Annotated in this window: 17 protein-coding genes; 11 read left to right on the top strand and 6 right to left on the bottom strand. The window is 64.0% G+C overall.

The genetic code is table 11. The features are described from left to right. The first annotated feature begins 92 nt into the window (after positions 1-92). From KFO72_RS10285 to KFO72_RS10270, 4 genes are all read left to right on the top strand, one after another. Positions 93-914, top strand: coding sequence for a tetratricopeptide repeat protein (locus KFO72_RS10285; protein ID WP_107203904.1), 822 nt, complete (start codon positions 93-95; stop codon positions 912-914). Between the two features lie 82 nt (positions 915-996). Further along, on the top strand, positions 997-1,578 hold the full coding sequence (locus KFO72_RS10280; RefSeq protein ID WP_035990737.1) for a peptidylprolyl isomerase: 582 nt from the start codon (positions 997-999) through the stop codon (positions 1,576-1,578). A gap of 241 nt (positions 1,579-1,819) precedes the next feature. Next, positions 1,820-2,314 carry a peptidylprolyl isomerase gene (locus KFO72_RS10275; protein WP_035990735.1) on the top strand — a complete coding sequence of 165 codons (495 nt, stop codon included), beginning with the start codon at positions 1,820-1,822 and terminating at the stop codon, positions 2,312-2,314. Positions 2,315-2,379: 65 nt separating this feature from the next. Continuing rightward, on the top strand, positions 2,380-3,180 hold the full coding sequence (locus KFO72_RS10270) for a UDP-2,3-diacylglucosamine diphosphatase (RefSeq protein ID WP_035990733.1): 801 nt from the start codon (positions 2,380-2,382) through the stop codon (positions 3,178-3,180). 46 nt (positions 3,181-3,226) lie between these two features. On the opposite strand, the gene cysE is transcribed toward KFO72_RS10270, so the two are convergent. After that, the gene (gene cysE / locus KFO72_RS10265; protein ID WP_054934427.1) at positions 3,227-4,039 is read right to left on the bottom strand and encodes a serine O-acetyltransferase; all 813 of its coding nucleotides are present in this window, start codon (positions 4,037-4,039) and stop codon (positions 3,227-3,229) included. Between the two features lie 263 nt (positions 4,040-4,302). Next, positions 4,303-5,121: an RNA methyltransferase gene (locus tag KFO72_RS10260; protein ID WP_176052555.1), complete on the bottom strand. Its 819-nt coding sequence runs from the start codon at positions 5,119-5,121 to the stop codon at positions 4,303-4,305. 364 nt (positions 5,122-5,485) lie between these two features. Between KFO72_RS10260 and KFO72_RS10255 the strand changes: the two genes are divergently transcribed. The 4 genes from KFO72_RS10255 (at position 5,486) to KFO72_RS10240 (ending at position 11,736) form a co-directional block, all read left to right on the top strand. Next, positions 5,486-6,289, top strand: a complete 804-nt coding sequence (locus tag KFO72_RS10255) for an inositol monophosphatase family protein (protein WP_054934426.1) — start codon at positions 5,486-5,488, stop codon at positions 6,287-6,289. Between the two features lie 138 nt (positions 6,290-6,427). After that, a complete protein-coding gene (lplT, locus tag KFO72_RS10250; RefSeq protein ID WP_060601339.1) occupies positions 6,428-7,726 on the top strand; it encodes a lysophospholipid transporter LplT in 1,299 nt (432 codons plus the stop codon). 115 nt (positions 7,727-7,841) lie between these two features. Further along, positions 7,842-10,520 (top strand): DNA mismatch repair protein MutS, encoded by a 2,679-nt coding sequence (gene mutS, locus KFO72_RS10245; RefSeq protein ID WP_225031989.1) that lies wholly within the window; start codon positions 7,842-7,844, stop codon positions 10,518-10,520. Then, the gene (locus tag KFO72_RS10240) at positions 10,507-11,736 is read left to right on the top strand and encodes a hypothetical protein (protein WP_054934424.1); all 1,230 of its coding nucleotides are present in this window, start codon (positions 10,507-10,509) and stop codon (positions 11,734-11,736) included. The genes mutS and KFO72_RS10240 overlap by 14 nt, the downstream gene beginning before the upstream one ends. A gap of 126 nt (positions 11,737-11,862) precedes the next feature. On the opposite strand, the gene KFO72_RS10235 is transcribed toward KFO72_RS10240, so the two are convergent. Then, on the bottom strand, positions 11,863-12,414 hold the full coding sequence (locus tag KFO72_RS10235; protein ID WP_054934423.1) for an FKBP-type peptidyl-prolyl cis-trans isomerase: 552 nt from the start codon (positions 12,412-12,414) through the stop codon (positions 11,863-11,865). A 32-nt stretch (positions 12,415-12,446) separates the two neighbouring features. On the opposite strand from KFO72_RS10235, the gene KFO72_RS10230 reads away from it, so the two are divergent. Both KFO72_RS10230 and KFO72_RS10225 read left to right on the top strand, forming a co-directional pair. Next, positions 12,447-13,694 carry a cupin domain-containing protein gene (locus KFO72_RS10230; protein WP_225031988.1) on the top strand — a complete coding sequence of 416 codons (1,248 nt, stop codon included), beginning with the start codon at positions 12,447-12,449 and terminating at the stop codon, positions 13,692-13,694. Positions 13,695-13,925: 231 nt separating this feature from the next. After that, positions 13,926-14,201: a hypothetical protein gene (locus KFO72_RS10225; protein ID WP_079482153.1), complete on the top strand. Its 276-nt coding sequence runs from the start codon at positions 13,926-13,928 to the stop codon at positions 14,199-14,201. Positions 14,202-14,472: 271 nt separating this feature from the next. Here KFO72_RS10225 and KFO72_RS10220 read toward each other — a convergent pair whose 3' ends face one another. The 3 genes from KFO72_RS10220 to KFO72_RS10210 all read right to left on the bottom strand — a co-directional run bounded on the left by KFO72_RS10220 (position 14,473) and on the right by KFO72_RS10210 (position 18,123). Then, positions 14,473-16,734, bottom strand: a complete 2,262-nt coding sequence (locus KFO72_RS10220; RefSeq protein ID WP_225031987.1) for an ATP-dependent DNA helicase — start codon at positions 16,732-16,734, stop codon at positions 14,473-14,475. Positions 16,735-16,803: 69 nt separating this feature from the next. Next, positions 16,804-17,022: a DUF465 domain-containing protein gene (locus KFO72_RS10215; protein ID WP_035990715.1), complete on the bottom strand. Its 219-nt coding sequence runs from the start codon at positions 17,020-17,022 to the stop codon at positions 16,804-16,806. 102 nt (positions 17,023-17,124) lie between these two features. After that, positions 17,125-18,123, bottom strand: coding sequence for a colicin transporter (locus tag KFO72_RS10210; RefSeq protein WP_225031986.1), 999 nt, complete (start codon positions 18,121-18,123; stop codon positions 17,125-17,127). Positions 18,124-18,285: 162 nt separating this feature from the next. Here KFO72_RS10210 and KFO72_RS10205 point away from each other — a divergent pair, with 162 nt between their 5' ends. Beyond that, positions 18,286-20,622 (top strand): Tex family protein, encoded by a 2,337-nt coding sequence (locus KFO72_RS10205; RefSeq protein WP_176956753.1) that lies wholly within the window; start codon positions 18,286-18,288, stop codon positions 20,620-20,622. The last annotated feature ends 217 nt before the right edge of the window (positions 20,623-20,839 follow it).

Genomic DNA, 20,839 nt, shown 5'->3' with positions numbered 1-20,839 from the left:
ACCACGAGTGGCGAAAAGACAGTCTGTGGTTCGACGGAACGCGCAGACCTTTTGTTAGAATGGGTCGGAGTATAACATCCCGACCTGAGCCTATGAAACACTCCAGCGGCCGCGCGCGAGGCGCCACGCCCCTCTTCGCGACGGCGCTCCGCTCGACGCTACGCCCGATTTCCGGCATCTCGTTCCGTGCGGGTGCCCGTCCGGGTTTGCTCGCGGCGCTGAGCACGGCAGCGGGCGCGACCTGCTGCGGCCTCGCCCTCATGGTCCTGCCTGCCGCGCCCGCCTTCGCGCAGAAAACGCCGACCGTCGCACACGGTCCGGCCGTGCGCGACGCGACACCCGACGCCGACGCGTCGATCCAGCAGAAAAACTGGACGGCCGCGCTCACGCAGCTCGATGCGCGCATCGCGACGAATCCGCGCGACGCGCAAGCCAAGTTCAAGCGCGCCACCGTGCTTGCGCGTCTGAACCGCGACGACGAAGCGATCGCCGCATTCACTGAACTCACCGAGACATTCCCCGAACTGCCCGAACCGTACAACAACCTCGCTGCGCTCTACGCGAAGCAGGGCCGCTATACGGAAGCGCGCGCCGCGCTGGAAACGGCCGTCAAGGCGAGCCCCGGCTACGGCCTCGCGTACGAGAATCTCGGCGACCTCTATCTGCGTATGGCGGATCAGGCGTATCGCCGCGCACAAAGTCTGGGCGCAGGCAACGGCACGACAACGCAGCGTATCGCCGACATCGAGAAAATCGTCACGCCGCGCAAGACGCCCGTGACGAAGACCAGCCAGCCGGCTGATACCGGCTACACGAATCGCGCCATGCAGAACGTTACCGAGACGCCCGGTTTCACGTTCGGCGGCCCGAACGGTTCGCTCGCGACGCCGCCGTACGTTGCACCATCGCAGTGAGCGCCGGCACGCATGCCTTCAGGCAGCGCGCCTGTCGACGTCTTTCATCTGAGTTCACCCTGTTTTCACCCCGAGGATTTACATGAAATGGTTGATGTTGGCGCTCGGCAGCGCCGCCCTGATCGCGAACGCACCGGCTTTTGCGCAAAACGGATCACAGGCTGCGCATCCGTCCGTTCTCTTGAAGACGTCGGAAGGCGATATCCGCGTCGAGTTGTATCCTGAGAAAGCGCCAAAGACGGTTGCCAATTTCCTCGACTACGTGAAATCCGGTCAATATAACGGGACGATCTTCCATCGCGTGATTCCCGGCTTCATGGTCCAGGGCGGCGGCTACACGACGAGCTACGCGGAAAAACCGACGCGCGCGCCGATTCCGCTCGAAAGCCGCAACGGCCTGAAGAACATGACGGGCACGATCGCGATGGCACGCACGAGCGACCCGAATTCGGCCACCGCGCAGTTCTTCATCAACACGGTCGACAATGCGGGCCTCGACTATCCGAATCCGGACGGCAACGGCTACGCGGTGTTCGGCAAGGTCACGTCGGGCATGGACGTCGTGAAGAAGATCGAGGGCACGCCGACCACCTCGCGCGGCCCGATGAGCGATGTGCCGCAAAAGCAGATCGTGCTCCAGTCGGCGACAATCGTCGGTAAGTAACCCGGCAAGTAAGCCAGGAACAGAATTTGGCAATGAAGCGGCCCTGCGGACCGCGAGAAGGCGCTCGGTAGCACACGGGCAAACAAAGCATTTGCAAACAGGGTGACGCGCACGCCGCCGGCAACTCGATGCACGGCGCCAGCGCGGCACCGGAACTAACCATGCCACGGGCGCAGGCCGATGGCCGCACAGACGGCGATGCACCGCGCCCTCCACTCACCTAGACCCAAAGGAAATCATCATGGTTGAACTGCACACGAACCACGGCGTCATCAAGCTGGAACTGGACGCAGAGAAGGCGCCGAAGTCGGTTGAAAACTTCCTCGCCTACGTGAAGGCCGGCCACTACGACAACACGGTGTTCCATCGCGTGATCGACGGCTTCATGATCCAGGGCGGCGGTTTCGAGCCCGGCATGACGCAGAAGCCGACCAGCACGCCGATCGCCAACGAAGCGAACAACGGTCTGAAGAACGTGAAGGGTTCGATCGCGATGGCGCGCACGAACGACCCGCACTCGGCGACGGCTCAGTTCTTCATCAACGTCAATGACAACGACTTCCTGAACCACTCGTCGCCGACGCCGCAAGGCTGGGGCTACGCGGTGTTCGGCAAGGTCGTCGAAGGCCTCGAAGTCGTCGACGCGATCCGCAAGGTGAAGACGGGCTCGAAGGGCTTCCACCAGGACGTGCCCGTCGACGACGTGATCATTGAAAAGGCCGTTGTCGTCGAGTAAGAGAATTACTCATACGAACAGCCTATTCTTTAAGAAGCGCTGAGCAACTAGAGAAGCACACTTCCATGCTGCAAGAGACGCCGCTGCGAAGCGTCGCTGCGGGCGTGCCTGGCGAGGGCAAACGCCCGCACGCGGCGCGCCCGTTTTTCTTTATCGCCGACCTGCATCTGAGCGAGGCGATCCCACAGACGGTCCACGCGTTCGAGCATTTCATCCGCGTGACGGCCGAGCATGCGGATTCCGTTTTTATTCTCGGCGACCTGTTCGAATACTGGATCGGCGACGACATGCTCGCCGAACCTTTTCCCGCCCGCATGGCTGCGCTGATGCACACGCTCTCGGAGCGCGGCATCGCGCTCTACATCATGCACGGCAATCGCGACTTCCTTCTGGGCAAGCGCTTCATGAAAGCGGCGGGTGCCATCTGGCTGCCCGATCCGTTCGTCATCACCGCGTTCGGCACGAAAATCGCGCTCACCCACGGCGACGCGCAATGCACGTCGGACCGCAAATATCAGCGCTTTCGCGGCTTCGCGCGCAACCATTTCGCGCAGTGGCTGTTTCTTGTGTGGCCGTATCGCTGGCGTAAGGCTCTGGCGGAAAAAATGCGCAGGTCGAGTGAAGCGGGACGCCAGCGCCCCGTATCGCCGCGTTACGACGTGACGTCGGAAGGCATCGCCGCGCTCTTCAAGAAGACGAAGACGGCCACCATCATTCACGGCCATACCCACAGGCCAGCGCTGCATCATGAAAAAGGCGGTATGCGCTGGGTGTTGCCCGACTGGGATCTCGACCACGGCGAGCGTCGCGGCGGTTATGTACGCATCGATTCCGAAGGGATCAAGGCGCTGCGGCTGGACAAGTAGTCGTTTTCACTCTCTTTCGTCCCCGCACCCTTCGATCTGGCGCCGCTCAGCGCGCCGTTTCCTCGACCTTCCCCTCGATCGCCGCCGACAGACGGCGCAGATCGAGCAATGCCGCGTCCGCGCCATGCAGCGCTTCAAGGCTGGCGCCGAGCCGCTCGAGCGCCGCGACGACTTCGTCGATGCGCTGCGATTGCGTCGACGCGTGATTGACCAGCCCATGAATGGCAAGCGAGACGGGATCGTCGGCGTTCGGTGTGATGCCGTACGCGCAGAACCCCGGGCGAGCCGTCGTCGCCTTCCCGTCGGCACCCGCGGATGCGGGAGCCGACGTCACCGACGCCGTCGCCGGCATGATCACGCGCGCCGGATTGCCGACGGCCGTGCCGCCTGCCGGCACCGGCTTCACGACGACCGCGTTCGAGCCGATCTTCGCGTCCGCGCCAATCGTGAAGCCGCCGAGCACCTTTGCACCCGCGCCGACGATCACGCCGCGCTCCAGCGTTGGATGGCGTTTCGCGCCGCGCGTGAGCGACGTGCCGCCTAGCGTGACGCCCTGATAGATCGTGCAGTCGTCGCCGATTTCCGCCGTCTCGCCGATCACGACGCCCATGCCGTGGTCGATGAATACACGCCGCCCGACTGTCGCGCCCGGGTGAATCTCGATCCCGGTCATGAACCGGCCGAACTGCGACACGAAACGCGCGATCCAGCGGCGGTTGGCGCGCCAGCAGGCATGCGCGACGCGGTGGAATATCAGCGCGTGCAGGCCCGGGTAACACGTGAGGACTTCCCAGGCGCTGCGGGCGGCGGGATCGCGCTCGCGGATCGTGGCGATGTCTTCGCGGAGTCTCGTGAACATGGCAGTGAGGCTGTCGTAGGGATTGATCGCCGCCGCGCATTGCGCGGGGAGCGGGCCGCCGGTGCGTGCGCTGTCGCGTCCGCGGTTACGGGCGCAATCATGTGCATTCCAGCCGGCGAGCTTTGCTTATGACGTTTCGGGCCATTGTAGGGCGAATGCGCGGAACCTGCCGGAAGCCCACGCGGACGACAAGGTTTGCGCTTTCGCGGAAAGCGAAGGCCGCCGCGCACGCGGCTGCGCCCGGCATGAGACGCGCGCGCCGCTCAACGCTCGTCGCCGTCGCGCCCTTTCGCCTTCAGCAGAATGTGCTTCGCGATTCCACGCACGATGTTGACCTCTTCACGCTCCAGACCCGAACGCGCGAAGAGCCGCCGCAAGCGCGACATCAGTTTTTTCGGGTTGCCGGGATCGAGAAAGTCGAGCGCGATCAGCGCGTTTTCGAGGTGCACGTACATGCGCTCGATCTCGTCGCTCGCGGCGAGCGTGCCCGCGCCGCCCGCCACCGGCTCCGATCCGTCGCTGTCGACCAGATAGGCCATGCGCAGTTCGTACGACAGGACCTGAATGGCCTGCGACAGATTCAGCGAGCTGTACGCAGGATTGGCGGGAATATGGGCGAGCGCGCTGCACCGCTCGACGTCCTCGTTGGACAGCCCCGTGCGCTCGTTGCCGAACACCAGCGCGATATCGCCATGCACGGCGTGTTCGCGCGCCTGGGTCGCGGCCGCGCGCGGCGCGAGCTGGGGCGGCCCGTATTCGCGCGCGCGCGCCGTCAGCGCCAACGACCAGTGCGCGCCCGACAGCGCATCGGCGAGCGTCGGCACGACATGGGCGGACGCGAGCACGTCGTCCGCGCCGGAGGCCATCGCGATCGCCTCGGGGTCGTTTTTCACGTCCGCAACGCGCGGCGACACGAGAACGAGCCGTGAAAAGCCCATGGTCTTCAACGCGCGCGCCGCCGCGCCGACGTTGCCGGGATGACTCGGCTCGACGAGCACGAAACGCGTCGACGTGAAACCGCCGCCGATGCTGGAACTGTCGGAAGCGATACTGGAGGAAGGCGAAGCAGGCGTTTGAACCACGATGAGCTTTGGAAACGAGGAAACAGTAATGTTAGCGCCAACCCGCCGCCTCTTTCCATCTGCCGACCGGCCGATGCCGTACCGGGCGAACGTCATAGGCCCGGTTGCCTGCGCGCGGGTCCGCCCCAACCGCCTCGAAACGGCGAGACTCAGGTAAAATCCCGATATTCGCGCCGTGCCACATTGTCTCTCACGGGGACATCGGTCACGGCGCACCGCTCTTCTTCAATTTGTCTCCGTCGACGGAATGTGCTGCCAGATTTCGACTCAATCGTGTCGGGCGCCCGTTTCGCATGATTAACAGCTTATTTTCAGCTCAACACCGGGCAGCCGCCGCGCGCGTCCGGCACAAGGATCCAGACTCATGCATCCCATGCTCAATATCGCTGTCAAGGCCGCTCGCCGCGCCGGGCAGATCATCAACCGCGCGTCGCTCGATCTCGACCTCGTGCAGGTCAGCAAGAAGCAGCACAACGATTTCGTCACGGAGGTCGACAAGGCGTCCGAAGCCGCCATCATCGAAACGCTGACCACCGCCTACCCCGATCACGCAATCCTCGCCGAAGAGTCCGGCGAATCGGGCAACGAGTCCGAATTCCAGTGGATCATCGATCCCCTCGACGGCACCACGAACTTCATCCACGGCTTCCAGTATTACTGCGTGTCGATCGCGCTTGCGCACAAGGGCATCATCACGCAGGCAGTCGTCTACGACCCGACGCGCAACGACCTGTTCACGGCCTCGCGCGGCCGCGGCGCGTATCTGAACGACCGGCGCATCCGCGTCGGCCGCCGCGACCGGCTCGCCGACAGCCTGATCGGCACGGGCTTCCCGTTCCGCGAAAAAGACACGCTCGAAGCGTACACGCAGCTCTTCGCCGACATGACGAAGGCTTGCGCGGGCCTGCGCCGCCCGGGCGCCGCAGCGCTCGATCTGGCGAACGTCGCGGCGGGACGCCTCGACGGTTTCTTCGAGCAAGGCATCAGCGCGTGGGACATGGCGGCGGGCAGTCTGCTCGTCACGGAAGCGGGCGGCCTGGTCGGCAATTACACGGGCGACTCGGACTTCCTGCATCTGCATGAGATCGTCGCCGGCAACCCGAAGGTGTATGCGCAGATGATTCCGATTCTGTCGCGTTACACCAAGACGAAAGAGCAGGCAGCTTAAGACGCTGCGTGCGGTTGAAAGCGGCCTCGGCCGCTTTTTTCTTTTTGGGCTCGCGACTCGCGATACATCGCGCACCTCATCGGCACACCCGCATCACATCCACGGCAAAATTGCGGGCGCTGTGTTTCAATCGGGACCATGAAGAAAGGTTTCTACACGATCATCGCGGCGCAGTTCGTGTCGTCGCTCGCCGATAACGCGCTGCTGATCGCGGCCATTGCGCTGCTCACCGAGATCCGTTCGGCTGCGTGGATCACGCCGCTGCTGCAGATCTTCTTCACGATTTCCTACGTGCTGCTCGCGCCGTTCGTCGGCGCATTCGCCGACGCGCTGCAAAAGCGCCACGTGATGTTCATCTCGAACGCGCTGAAGGCGTGCGGCTGCCTGCTGATGATCGGCGGCGTGCATCCGATGATCGCGTACGGCGTGGTCGGCTTCGGCGCAGCCGCGTACTCGCCCGCGAAGTACGGCATTCTCACCGAACTGCTGCCCGCCGACCGGCTCGTCGCCGCGAATGCGTGGCTCGAATCGGCGACCGTGCTGTCGACCATCGTCGGCACGATGCTGGGCGGCGCGCTGATCAGCACTTACGCGTCGCGTTTCGTGCAGCACGCGCATTGGCCGCTGATCCATTCCGCCGCCGACCTCGCAATGCTCGCCGTGATGATCACCTATGCGATCGCGGCCGCGCTCAATGTCGGCATTCCCGACACGGGCGCGCGCTATCCGAACCGGTTGACGGAGCCGGGCGAACTGGTCGGCGAATTCGTGCGCTGCTTCAACGTGCTGTGGGCCGACCGTCTCGCGCAGATCGCGCTGTGGGTCACGACGCTGCTGTGGGGCGGCGCGGTCACGCTGCAACTGCTGGTGCTCAAATGGGCCGACGCGAATCTCGGGCTGTCGCTGTCGAAAGCGGCCGTCATGCAGGGTGTGGCCGGCCTTGGCATCGCCGTGGGTGCCGCCGCCGCCGCCGCGTGGATTCCGTTGCGCGCGTCGCTCAAAGTGTTGCCCGTCGGTCTGATCATGGGTGCCGTGACCGTCGCGATGGCCTTCTACAACAAGAACCTGTTTCCGCCCGGCGCGGGTCTGCGCGTCGGTGAACTCTTTGCGCCCGCGTACATCATCTTCGCGTATCCGCTGATGGTGCTGCTCGGCGCGCTGTCAGGCTTTTTCATCGTGCCCATGAACGCGATTCTCCAGCATCGCGGCGCAACCCTCCTCACTGCCGGCCACTCGATCGCCGTGCAGAACTTCAACCAGAATCTCGCCGTGCTGCTGATGCTCGGCGCGTACGCAATCCTGCTGACGGCGAAGATGCCCGTGCAGTGGATCATCACCGTGTTCGGCGTGTTCATCACGGGCATGATGTGGCTTGCGCAGCGGCGCAGCGCCGCGAACGCGCACAAGGTCGACATGCGCGCGCTGATCGAAGAATGAACGAAGCGTACGCGCGTCTGTAAGGCGACGGCAACCTGGCCATCCGGCCAGGTTCGCTCGGCGCGTCGGCGGGTTAAACTCACGCCCTGAACAGTCACGCAAGAAAGACACGAGGATGGGCACTCAAACCGCAGCCGCAAGCGACAACGCGCAACACACCCCCATGATGCAGCAGTATTTGCGCATTAAAGGGGAGCATCCGGGCACGCTCGTGTTCTACCGGATGGGCGACTTCTATGAACTGTTCTTCGACGACGCCGAAAAGGCCGCGCGCCTGCTCGATCTGACGCTCACGCAGCGCGGCGCGTCGGGCGGCAATCCGATCAAGATGGCGGGCGTGCCGCATCACGCCGTCGAACAGTATCTGGCGAAGCTCGTCAAGCTCGGAGAATCGGTCGCGATCTGCGAGCAGATCGGCGATCCCGCGACCTCGAAGGGCCCCGTCGAGCGCAAGGTCGTGCGCGTGGTGACGCCTGGCACGCTGACGGACGCCGCCCTGCTGTCCGACAAGAACGACACGTATCTGCTTGCCGCGTGCGCAGGGCACAACCGGCGCGGCGTCGTGACCACGATCGGCCTTGCATGGCTCAATCTGGCAAGCGGCGCGCTGCGCCTCGCGGAAGTCGCGCCCGATCAGGTCGCGGCCGCCCTCGAACGCATCCGCCCTGCTGAAATTCTCGTTGCCGACGCGCCGTCGTCAAACGATGCGAACGCGTGGACAGTGCCCACCGGTTTCGGCGCGACGACGCGCGTGCCCGTCTGGCACTTCGACGTCGCCTCGGGCACGCAGCGGCTGTGCGATCAACTGGAAGTGGCGGGCCTCGACGGCTTCGGCGCGCATTCGCTGTCGAGCGCGTGCGGCGCGGCGGGCGCGCTGCTGCTGTACGCGGCGGCGACCCAGGGCCAGCAGTTGCGCCATGTGCGCAGCCTGAAAGTCGAATACGAATCGGAATACATCGGCCTCGATCCGTCCACGCGCCGCAATCTCGAACTGACGGAAACACTGCGCGGCACGGATTCGCCCACGCTCTGCTCGCTGCTCGATACCTGCTGCACGACCATGGGCAGCCGTCTGCTGCGTCACTGGCTGCACCACCCGCCGCGCGACGCGTCGTTCGCGCAGGCCCGTCAGCAGGCGATCGGCGCACTGCTCGACGCGCCGCCTCAAGCCAGCCTCGACGGGCTGCGCAGCGCGCTGCGGCAAATCTCGGATATCGAACGGATCACCGGGCGGCTCGCGTTGCTGTCGGCACGTCCGCGCGATCTGTCGAGCCTGCGCGACACGTTCATCGCGCTGCCCGAACTGCGCGCGCAACTCGCCGCCGTGACGGCCGCTGCCGATTCGCTCGCGCGCATCGATACGGCGCTGGTGCCGCCCGCCGACTGCGTTGACCTGCTGAAGCGCGCAGTCGCGCAAGAACCCGCTGCGATGGTGCGCGACGGCGGCGTGATCGCACGCGGTTACGATGCGGAACTCGATGAACTACGAGATATTTCGGAGAACTGCGGACAGTTCCTGATCGATCTCGAAACGCGCGAACGTGCGCGCACGGGCATCGGCAATCTGCGCGTCGAATACAACAAGGTGCATGGCTTCTATATCGAAGTGACGCGCGGCCAGACGGACAAGGTGCCCGACGACTATCGCCGCCGTCAGACGCTGAAGAACGCCGAGCGCTACATTACGCCCGAGCTGAAAACCTTCGAGGACAAGGCGCTGTCCGCGCAGGAACGCGCACTGTCGCGTGAGAAAGCGCTGTACGACGCGCTGCTGCAATCGTTGCTGCCGTTTATCGCCGACTGCCAGCGCGTTGCGTTGGCGCTCGCCGAGCTCGATCTGCTGGCCGCCTTCGCCGAGCGCGCCCGCGCGCTCGACTGGGTTGCGCCGAGCTTCACGCCGACGGGCGGTATCGATATCGAACAGGGCCGGCACCCCGTGGTCGAAGCGCAGGTCGAGCAGTTCATCGCCAACGACTGCGTGCTCAACGCCGAACGCAAGCTGCTGTTGATCACCGGCCCGAACATGGGCGGTAAATCGACGTTCATGCGTCAGACCGCGTTGATCGCGCTGATGGCCTACGTGGGCAGCTACGTGCCTGCGCGGCACGCGTCGTTTGGTCCGATCGACCGCATTTTCACGCGCATCGGCGCAGCCGACGACCTGGCGGGCGGCCGCTCCACCTTCATGGTTGAGATGACGGAAGCCGCCGCCATCCTGAACGACGCAACGCCGCAAAGCCTCGTGCTGATGGACGAAATCGGGCGCGGCACGTCGACCTTCGACGGCCTTGCGCTTGCGTGGGCGATCGCGCGGCATCTGCTTGCGCACAACAACTGCCACACGCTGTTCGCAACGCACTATTTCGAACTGACGCAATTGCCTGCCGAATTTCCCCATGCGGCGAACGTGCATCTGTCGGCAGTTGAGCATGGGCACGGCATCGTGTTCCTGCACGCCGTCAACGAAGGTCCCGCTAACCAGAGCTACGGCCTGCAGGTCGCGCAACTGGCGGGCGTGCCGAACGCGGTGATTCGCGCGGCGCGCAAGCACCTCGCCTATCTGGAGCAGCAGTCGGCGGCGCAGCCCGCGCCGCAACTCGATCTGTTCGCGGCGCCCCTTGCGGTGCTCGAAGATGCCGACGACGAGCCGCCCGCGCCGGCAATCGATCCCGCCACGCAGGCGCTCGTCGAACGCCTGCGCGAGATCGACCCGAACGACCTGCGCCCGCGCGACGCGCTCGACCTGCTGTTCGAACTGCATGAACTGGCCAAGTCGCCAGATGCGCGACACTGACGCGCGCGATCGCCACGCGCCGCCCCGCCTTCGCCGCCGCTCGCGCAACGCAGCGCGCGCGATCGCGTTGGTGGTCGCGCACGCGGTCGCGCTCTCGCTCGCGGCGCCCGCGCGCGTGTCGTTCGCCAGGGAACCCGCGCCGCCTTACGCGTTCGCGGTCATCGGCGGCACGCTGCAAAGTCCCGCCGACGAAGCGCTCACGCAGCGGCTGCTCGACGCGATCGGGCGCGATTCCGACGTGTCGTTCATCGTCTATGACGGCAACCTGAAAAGCAGCAAGGAAGCCTGCCGCGATTCGCTGTTCGAGACGCGCCATACCCTGCTCGAAACTTCGAAGCCCGCGCTCGTCTTCATTCCCGGCCAGCACGACTGGACCGATTGCGGCACCGCCGAGGCAGGCGGCTACGATCCCGTCGAGCGGCTCGATCTGCTGCGGCAGACGCTGTTCGCCGATGCATCGTCGATGGGACAAAATCCGATTCCGCTCGCTCGCGAAAGCGAAGTGTCGCGGTTTCGGCCGTATCGCGAGAATGTGCGCTGGCTCGTTGGCGATACGGTGTTCGTCGGACTGAACGTGCCGGGCCCGAACAATCATTTTCTGTATGCGGGCGGGCGCAACGGCGAGTTCGAAGACCGTGTGATCGCGAATGCGTTCTGGCTCGATCACGCCGCCGAGTACGCAAAGCGCCGCGGCGCGCGTGCAATCGTCGTGCTGGTTCAGGGCGACTTCGATCCCGAGCGTTACGAGCGCCCCGAGCGCTTCGCGTGGCTGCGCTTCGGGCATCGCTCGAAGCGCGATGGATTCATGGAATTCAAGCGCAGTCTGGTGAAGCTGGCCGAGACGTTTCGCGGCCCGGTCGTCGTGATTCATCAGGATGACGACAGATCGCATACCGGCTTCATGATCGACCAGCCGCTGCGCAACGATAAGGGCGATCTGGTGACGAATCTGACGCGTATCGCATTCGCGCCGCGCAGCCCTCAGAACCAGTGGATACAGATCGATGTCGATCTGCAGAAGCGGCCGCCGTTTCGCGTGACCGTGCGGGATGTGCCGAAGAATCTGCCGCTGCCCGCGGCGCCCACCATGCCGTCGCACAACGAAAACGCCGTACCGCCGATGCCACCGTCGATGCCCGCCGTGCCCGACTCCGCACCCGCTTCCGAGCTGCCGCCCATCCTGCCCGAACCGTCGCGCACGACGCCGCCGGATTAGGGCAACGGCATCAGATACCACGGTACGGCGCTGCGGCACCGCAGATGCGACAACGGGCGCTTACGCGCCCGTTTCGTGAACTGCTTCGCCGCCCGCCCTCGACCCGGGCGCCGACACCCTGCAAGCTCAGTGCAGCGTGGGCCGGGACGGTTCGGCGTCGTCGCCGTCGTCTTCATCATCGTCTTCGTCGACGATTTCGAGGCCGCTCGCACCGTGTGCATGCTCGTGCTGGATTTCGTCTTCCGTCGCTTCGCGCACGTCCTTCACGGTCAGGCTGAAACGCAGCGCCATGCCCGCGAGCGGGTGATTGCCGTCGAGCACGACCTTGTCTTCGGCTACGTCGGTGACCGTGTAGATCAGCGAGTCCAGGTCTTCGTCACCCTCTTCCGGCGTGCCTTCGAACTGCATGCCGACTTCGAGCGGCTCGGGGAAACGGCTGCGCGGCTCGATCTTCACGAGTTCAGGATCATATTCGCCGAACGCGTCGCCCGGTTCCAGCTGGATCTGGGTTTCGAAGCCGGGCTCATGGCCGTCAAGCTCTTCCTCGATCTTGGGGAACGTGCCATCATAGCCGCCGTGCAGATAAACCATCGGCTCGTCGCTTTCCTCAATCAGATTGTCTTGCGCATCCGACAGTTTGTAAGCGACCGATACGACGGTGTTCTTTGCGATTTTCATTCGATTCTCCAGATTACGACTCACATTATACGATGCCCGTGCGGCCCCCTGACTACACCGCTGGCAAAGCTGCAGCGCGTTCCTCTTCGACTCCCGTCTCCGCTTCTTCCGCGCCTGCGCCCGATCAGCCCGCGTCGTTGCTGGGCAATCTGACGCCCTCGCAATTCATGCGGCGCTACTGGCAGAAAAAACCGTTGCTGATCCGCCAGGCCATCCCGGATATCGCCGCGCCGCTCACGCGCGACGAACTGTTCGAACTGGCCGATCAGGACGAAGTCGAGTCGCGCCTCATCACGTACTTCCGCAAAAAATGGCAGCTCGAACATGGTCCATTTGCTGCAGACGAATTGCCTTCCGTCAAGCAGCGTGCGTGGACCTTGCTCGTGCAAGGCGTCGATCTGCATAACGACCGCGCGCGCGCACTACTTGACCGTTTTCGCTTTGTGCCCGACGCGCGTCTCGACGATCTGATGATCTCGTACGCGACCGACGGCGGCGGCGTCGGTCCTCACTTCGACTCTTACGATGTCTTCCTGTTGCAGGTTCATGGCAAGCGTCGCTGGCGCATCGGCGCGCAACGCGATCTGTCGTTGCAGCCCGGCCTGCCCCTGAAAGTTCTACAACGCTTCGAGCCAGAAGAGGAATGGGTACTGGAGCCGGGCGACATGCTCTACCTGCCGCCCCACATCGCCCACGACGGCGTGGCCGAAGGTGAATGCATGACGTGCTCGATCGGCTTTCGCGCACCGTCGACGGCCGAACTCGCCGCGCAGTTCCTGTATTACCTTGCGGAGCGCGGCGAAGCGGCCGGCTCGCCGGAAGGCGCTGCGCTCTATCGCGATCCGCAGCAGCCGGCCGTCGCGACGCCCGCGGCACTGCCCGCCGCGCTCGTCGACCGGGTGGGCGCGATCCTTGCTAAGATCGACTGGACCGAGAAGGACGTGTCGTCGTTCCTCGGTACGTATCTGAGCGAGCCGAAGCCAAGCGTCGTGTTCGATCCGCCCGCGCGACCGCTCGATGAAGCGCGTTTCGTCAAGCGCGCAAGCAACGAAGGCGTGCGCCTGGATCGCAAGACTGTGCTGCTTTACGACAGTCGTGCTTACTACCTGAATGGAGAAGAAAGCAGGCTGTCGGGAGTAAAAAACGCGGTGATTGAACTCGCCGACAACCGCTATCTGAGTGCGAAACGCTTTGTAACACTCTCGGGGCAATCGTCGGTGACAGCACTACTTCACGAGTGGTATCGTGCGGGCTGGATACAGATGGGTGAACTGAGATAAGATTCGCTCCGCTGTCATACCGTATAGCGAAAAATTGTCTGAGAAAGACAACGTATTGGCCCCGGATTTGTCGACGGTCGATACGAAAGTGCATATAATTTCCGCCCAAGCCGTAGGGAAGATTCACGCTCATGAAGTGCGGTCTCCACCAGCGGCCCAGGTCGGTGTTGGAGCACATTACCGGTATTATTTTGCGCTGTTGCTTACCTTTAACCATAAAAGGACGTGATCATGAAGAAATCCCTCCTCGTAGCATCCCTGTTGGCAGCTGTGGCACTGGCTGCATGCAACAAGAGCAGCGACCAGGCAGCTGCCCCGGCTAGCGACGCTGCTGCCGCTTCGGCACCGGCTGCTGCTGCTTCGGATTCGGCTGCTGCTGCTTCGGGCGCTGCTGCTGCTGCGAGCGACGCTGCTGCTTCGGCTACGACGGCTGCTTCGGACGCAGGCGCTGCTGCTTCGGACGCTGCTGCGTCGGCAGCTGCTCCGGCTTCGGGCGCAAGCCAGTAAGCTGTAGCACAGGGTTCGCCCTCCGGGCGAAAACTGCAACGGGAAGTCCGAGGGCTTCCCGGGCAAAAAGCAAAACGCCACGAGTTCAAACTCGTGGCGTTTTGCTTTATGCGCTGTTATTAATCGCGATTATTCGGCTTGCATGTATTCGATGCATTTTGGTCAATTCATGTCGTTAAGCCACACCATGTAGTCCGGCCTTAAAAACAGAATGATTTGCCCGCTGCATCGCAAGCCTGTGTTGTCGATGTAGCTGTAGCGGGCGTCTTTCTCAAGCTTGCGCTTTCTCTTCGAAGAACTCGCGCACCACGTCGATTTCACGCGTGCGCTTGAATGGCGGCAGGCTCTGCCATATCCGGCGCCCATACGGTTTGTCGACGAGTCGCGTGTCGCAGATCATCAGCACGCCGCGATCGGTCTCCGAGCGAATCAGACGTCCTGCGCCCTGCTTCAGCGTAATGACCGCCTGCGGCAGCTGATGCACGGCAAACGGACTCAAGCCCTTCTTCGTCAGCGCATCGAGCCGCGCGGACAGCACGGGGTCGTCGGGCGGTGCGAACGGCAGCTTGTCGATGACGACGAGCGACAGCGCATCGCCGCGCACATCGACGCCTTCCCAGAAACTCTGGCTGCCGACGAGAATCGCGTTGCCATACGAGCGGAACCGGTCGAGCAGTTCAGTACGGCTCGCATCGCCCTGCACGAGTAACGGCATGTTCCAGCCACGCGACTCGATCACGTCGCGCAGCTTGTTGGCGATGCGATCGACGGCGCGAAGCGTCGTGCACAGCATGAACACACCGCCGCCCGATGCTTCGATCGCAGGCAGCGCGGCATCGAATACGGCATCGGTGAACGCCGGCGACGACGGCTGCGGCAGATTGCGCGGCACGTAAAGCAGGCCCTGCGTGCCGTAGTCGAACGGGCTGGGCAGTGTCATCGAGCGACGCGAATTGAGGCCCATCTGCGCTGCATAGTGCGCGAAGTCCCCACGCACCGACAACGTCGCCGACGTGAAGACCCACGCACGCGGCACGCCCGCGCGCTGCTTCGCGAAAATAGGCGCGACGGATAGCGGCGTCTCATGGAGTTGCACGGTATGCGAGAACACTTCGATCCAGCGGACCTTCTCGTTCGGATCGCTTTTCTCCGCTGCTTTCGCGGCATCGCTTGCCGCGTCGCGTTCGGTTTCCGTGGGCGGCGTGGTCCAGCCCGACAGCACCTCCTGCAACTCGCGCGCGCGCCGGACCAGCGCAGCCAGCGACTCGGCACGCTCCGACTGTCCAGCGAGCGCGCTTGCGAGCGCATCGAGTTCGGTTTCGACGGCTTCGAGCGCGGGGAACAGCGGATGGTCGTCGGGTAACTGGCCAATCGACAGCCGCACCGAATCTTCCTTGAATGCGAGCCGCACGTCGCGCGCCGAGCGTTCGAGCGCTGCGCCGAGCTTCACCCAATCGACTGCATCGCGCGCGTGGCCGAGGCCTTCCGCGACCGAATCGCGCGCGAGTTCGAGAAACTGCGTGGTCGACAGCGTCTCGCCGAAAAACAGCGTCGCGGTTTCGGGCAGTTGATGCGCTTCGTCGAAAATCACGGTGTTCGCCGTCGGCAACAGCTCGGCCATGCCCGTGTCGCGCAGCATGATGTCGGCGAAGAACAGGTGGTGATTGACCACCACGATATCGGCCTGCTGCGCCTCGCGGCGCGCCTGCATCACGAAGCAGTCCTTGTAGTGCGGACATTCCTGACCGAGGCAGTTGTCGCGCGTCGACGTCACCATCGACCACACGGCTGCCGTCTCCGGCACGCTTGCAAGCTCGGCCTTGTCGCCCGTGCGCGTGATCTTCGCGAAACGGATGATGTCCTGCAGATACGACGTTTCCTGCCGCGACGGCAGGCGGCCATTGTCGGCCGTGCGTTGCAGATAGTAGTGACACAGATAGTTCGCGCGGCCCTTGAGCATCGCCACGGACACAGGTACCGCGAGTGCGTCGCGCACGGTCGGAATGTCGCGCTGGAAGAGCTGGTCCTGCAAGTGCTTGGTGCCCGTCGAGACGACCACCTTGCCGCCCCACAGCATGGCCGGCACGAGGTACGCGTAGGTCTTGCCCGTACCCGTGCCTGCTTCGACGATCAGCGTGTTCTCGCCGCCTTCGGAATTGCTGTCTGCGGTCGCTGCGTCTTCAGATTCGGACTGCGCCGCCGATGCCGATTGCTGCAAACGCCGCGCCGGACGCTTTTGCGCCTCGAACATCGCGGGCTCCGGCATCGCGCGACCCGATGCTTCCATCGCGGCGGCCACGGCGCGCGCCATCTCGATCTGCGACGCGCGCGGCCGGTAGCCCTCTATCTGGCGCGCGAGCAGCCCGTCGGCGGCGAAGATGTCGGCGAGTTCGGATGATCGCTTGTGACTCAGCGACGCGGCCAGCGCGCCGCCACCCGACGCGGGCTTTGCCGCCCGGTCGTCGGCGAGCGTCGCGGCGGCGTCCGTAGCACCCGCCGACGCAGCGGAAGAAGATTGAAGCGATGAATTCAAGGCAAGCGATTCCTGCAAAGTCCGGCGCGCCACAGGCTGAACGGGGCCGGCGCCTGGCTGGCCGCTGCGTCAGTTGCGTGCTTCCGGTTCAAGCTGCAATTGCAGCAAGATGATGGTGTCCTTGACCTTGAGCTTGCGCTTTTTCAGGCGCTGGATCTCGAGGTCGTCGATGCCGGGTTCCTCGGACATTCTGTCGATCAACCGATCAAGTCCACTATGCTCCGATTCCAGTTGCAGAATGCGGTCGCGCAGTGTGTCCGAATTGACGACGCGATGATGGTCGCGCATGCTCGCCTCCTCTTTCGAAAGGGCGAAGGCCGCGCTGTGCGGTCGCTCCGCTCGAGGTTGCTGTCCGGCCTGAAACGCGTTACGGCTGTTGCTGATTGATGCTCACTGCTGCTGTTGCTGCTTTTGTTGCTGCTCGAGCTGCTGTTGCTGCTTCGCCTGCTCTTCCTGCTTCTGCCTGGCCTTATCGGCCGCCTGCTTCTGACGCGCTTCGACGTCGGCCTTATGCTGCGCCGCTTCCGACTGCTTCTGCTGGAAACGCTGCTGCTTCTCGGTGCGCTCCTGAGCTTTCTGAGCGGCCTGCTGGTGCGCCTCGTCGAGCTTGCGCTGGAAGTCGGCCTGCTTCGCATCGTAGGCCTTCTGGTTCGCGGCCGCTTGCGAAGGCGAAATGCCGCGCTGCGCCTGGTCGATGGCGTGCTGTTGCTGCTTCTGCTGGAACGCCTGCTCGTTCGCGGCGCGCTGCGGCGCTTCCGCGGCGCGCTGCGCCTGACTCAACTGATGCTGACGCTGCTTGTCTTCGTACGCCTGCGCGTTGCGCTCGTCCTGTGCGGCGCGCGCGGGCGCGTCGGCTTCGTATTGCGCGCGCTTGATGGCTGCCTGCTCGTCGCGTTGCCGCGCATGCTCGACGCGCTTTTCGTCGTCGAGCGCGAGTTGCTCCTTGCGAATGTCGGCGGCGACGACGCGCATGTCTTCACGCGCCTTGTTCAGGCAGTGATTGACGAAAAACTTGCTATAACAGTTGTGCTGGGCGACGCCGTAACGGTAGTCGTTCTCCGCCGTGCGGGAATCGAGCGTCTTTTGACGCGCGTCAAAATCATTCGCGGCCGGTACGCCAGAAGCCGCATCCGAAGTCGAAGCGGCCGACGATGCCGCCCCGGCATTTTCCTGCGCCGCGGCGAACGCGGGCACAAGCGCCGCGCTCGCAACGAACGCCAGCGACGCGGCGAGCGCGAACCGGCGGACAGACCCCGCAAACCAAAAGGCAACGGACGCGGCCTCGGGCCTGAAGACGGGCGATGCGAGCGGAGACCGGCGTGAAGATCCGGGCAGATTTCCGGACGTGAGGCGTGAGGTCGGCAACGTCGTAGATGGGCAGCGGAACATGCCCGAAATTCTATCACCCCGAGCTTGAGCGCTCGGGCATTTATGGCAAAATGCCCCGCTTCAGCAAGCTTTCACGAGCTTTGACGACTTTTCCGCAACCCGGCCGCCGCGTGTTTCGCGCAGCACGGCCACAGTCGAATCCGGCAGGAACATCAAGACCCTATGACGGACACCGTAGCAATCAAGATCGTACAGCGCATCGCCACCGAACTCACCGTCCAGCCGCGCCAGGTCGCGGCCGCGGTGGAACTACTCGATGAAGGAGCGACTGTTCCGTTTATCGCCCGGTACCGGAAGGAAGTCACCGGCAATCTCGACGACACGCAATTGCGCACGCTCGAAGAACGCCTGCTCTATCTGCGCGAGCTGGAAGACCGGCGCGCCGCGATCATCGCCAGCATCGACGAGCAAGGCAAGCTCAGCGACGAACTGCGCGCCGCGATCGAAGGCGCCGACAGCAAGCAGGTTCTCGAAGACCTCTATCTGCCGTACAAACCGAAGCGCCGCACGCGCGCGCAGATCGCCCGCGAAGCCGGCCTGCAGCCGCTCGCCGACGCCCTGCTCGCGAACCCGCTGCTCGATCCGCAGACGGAAGCCGCGCAATACGTCGATGCCGAGAAAGGCGTCGCGGACGTGAAGGCCGCGCTCGACGGCGCGCGCGACATTCTCTCCGAGCAGTTCGGCGAGACGGCCGAAGTGCTCGGCAAGCTGCGCGACTACCTGTTCAATCAGGGCGTCGTGAGCTCGGCGGTGGTCGAAGGCAAGGAAGGAGAAGAAGGCGAGAAATTCCGCGACTACTACGAGTATTCGGAAACGATCCGCACCGTGCCGTCGCACCGCGCGCTCGCCCTGTTCCGCGGCCGCAATGCAGGCGTGCTGATGATCAAGCTGGGACTCGGCGAGGAACTCGACGCACAGGTGCCGCATCCCGGCGAGGCGATGATCGCGCGCCACTTCGGCATTGCGAATCAGGGGCGGCCGGCGGACAAGTGGCTGTCGGATGTGTGCCGCTGGTGCTGGCGCGTGAAGGTGCAGCCGCACATCGAAAACGAACTGTTGACGAATCTGCGCGAAGAAGCCGAAAGCGAAGCGATCCGGGTGTTCGCGCGCAATCTGAAGGATCTGCTGCTGGCCGCTCCGGCGGGCCCGAAGGCCGTGATCGGCCTCGATCCGGGTCTGCGCACGGGCGTGAAGGTGGCCGTCGTCGACCGCACGGGCAAGGTGCTCGCCACGGATACGATTTATCCGCACGAGCCGCGCCGTGACTGGGACGGTTCGATCGCGAAGCTCGCGCGCATCGCCGCGCAGACGCAGGCGGAACTGGTGAGTATCGGTAACGGCACGGCGTCGCGCGAAACGGACAAGCTCGCCAGCGAATTGATGGCGCGTCATCCGGAACTGAAGTTGCAGAAGATCGTCGTGTCGGAAGCGGGCGCTTCCGTGTACTCGGCATCGGAACTCGCGGCCAAGGAATTCCCGGATATGGATGTGTCGCTGCGCGGCGCGGTGTCGATCGCGCGCCGCCTGCAGGACCCGCTCGCCGAACTCGTGAAGATCGAGCCGAAGGCGATTGGCGTCGGGCAGTATCAGCATGACGTGAATCAGCGCGATCTCGCGCGTTCGCTCGATGCCGTCGTCGAAGACTGCGTGAATGCTGTCGGCGTGGACGCGAACACGGCTTCCGTTGCGTTGCTCGCGCGCGTGTCCGGCCTGAACGCGACGCTCGCGCGCAATATCGTCGATTATCGCGATGCGAACGGTCCGTTCCCGACGCGTGACCATCTGCGCAAGGTGCCGCGTCTCGGCGACAAGACGTTCGAGCAGGCTGCGGGTTTCTTGCGTATCAATGGTGGCGAGAATCCGCTCGACCGCTCGTCGGTGCACCCGGAAGCGTATCCCGTCGTTGAACGGATGCTGGCGAAGATCAGCAGGAGCATCGGTGATGTGCTGGGTAATCGCGATGCGTTGTCGCGGCTGTCACCTGCCGAGTTCGTGGACGATCGTTTCGGGCTGCCGACTGTGCGGGACATTCTTTCGGAACTTGAAAAGCCAGGGCGCGATCCGCGTCCCGAGTTCAAGACGGCGACTTTCCGCGAAGGCGTGGAGAAGATTTCCGACTTGTCGCCGGGGATGGTGCTCGAAGGTGTCGTGACCAACGTGGCTGCGTTTGGTGCGTTTGTCGATATCGGCGTGCATCAGGATGGGCTTGTGCATGTGTCGGCGATGTCGACGAAATTCATCAAGGACCCGCATGAAGTCGTGAAGGCCGGGCAGATCGTCAAGGTGAAAGTGCTGGAGGTCGACGTCAAGCGTCAGCGGATTTCGTTGACCATGCGGATGGATGATGATGTTGCTGCGGGGGCGCCGCAGGAGCGCTCGGGTGGGCGTTCGGGGGCCGGGTCGGGCGCGGGCGCGGGTGCGGGGCGTTCGCAGCAACGCGGGCGCGGGCCCGAGCCGGTTAATGCTATGGCCGCGGCTTTTGCTAAATTGAAACGGTAAGTGGGGGCGGGGCTTGGCCCCGTGTGCCCCGGGTTTGTGTTGGGACGACGGTTTGGCTTTGTGCTTTGAGCGTTGCTCGTTGATGTTCTGGGCTTTGCGCTGGTGTCCGCCATTTGCGTCTTCGCTGGCATTCGCTATTTGCGTCTTCGCTGGCATCCGCGCATTGTTAGCGTACTTCACGCGTCGCCCCTGTGCGGGGCGGCACCTACTTTTCTTT

The organism is Paraburkholderia sp. XV (assembly GCF_020177535.1).
Lineage (GTDB): Bacteria > Pseudomonadota > Gammaproteobacteria > Burkholderiales > Burkholderiaceae > Paraburkholderia > Paraburkholderia caribensis.
Note: the sequence above shows the minus strand (reverse complement) of the source record. Positions and strands in the feature narration are given on the sequence as shown.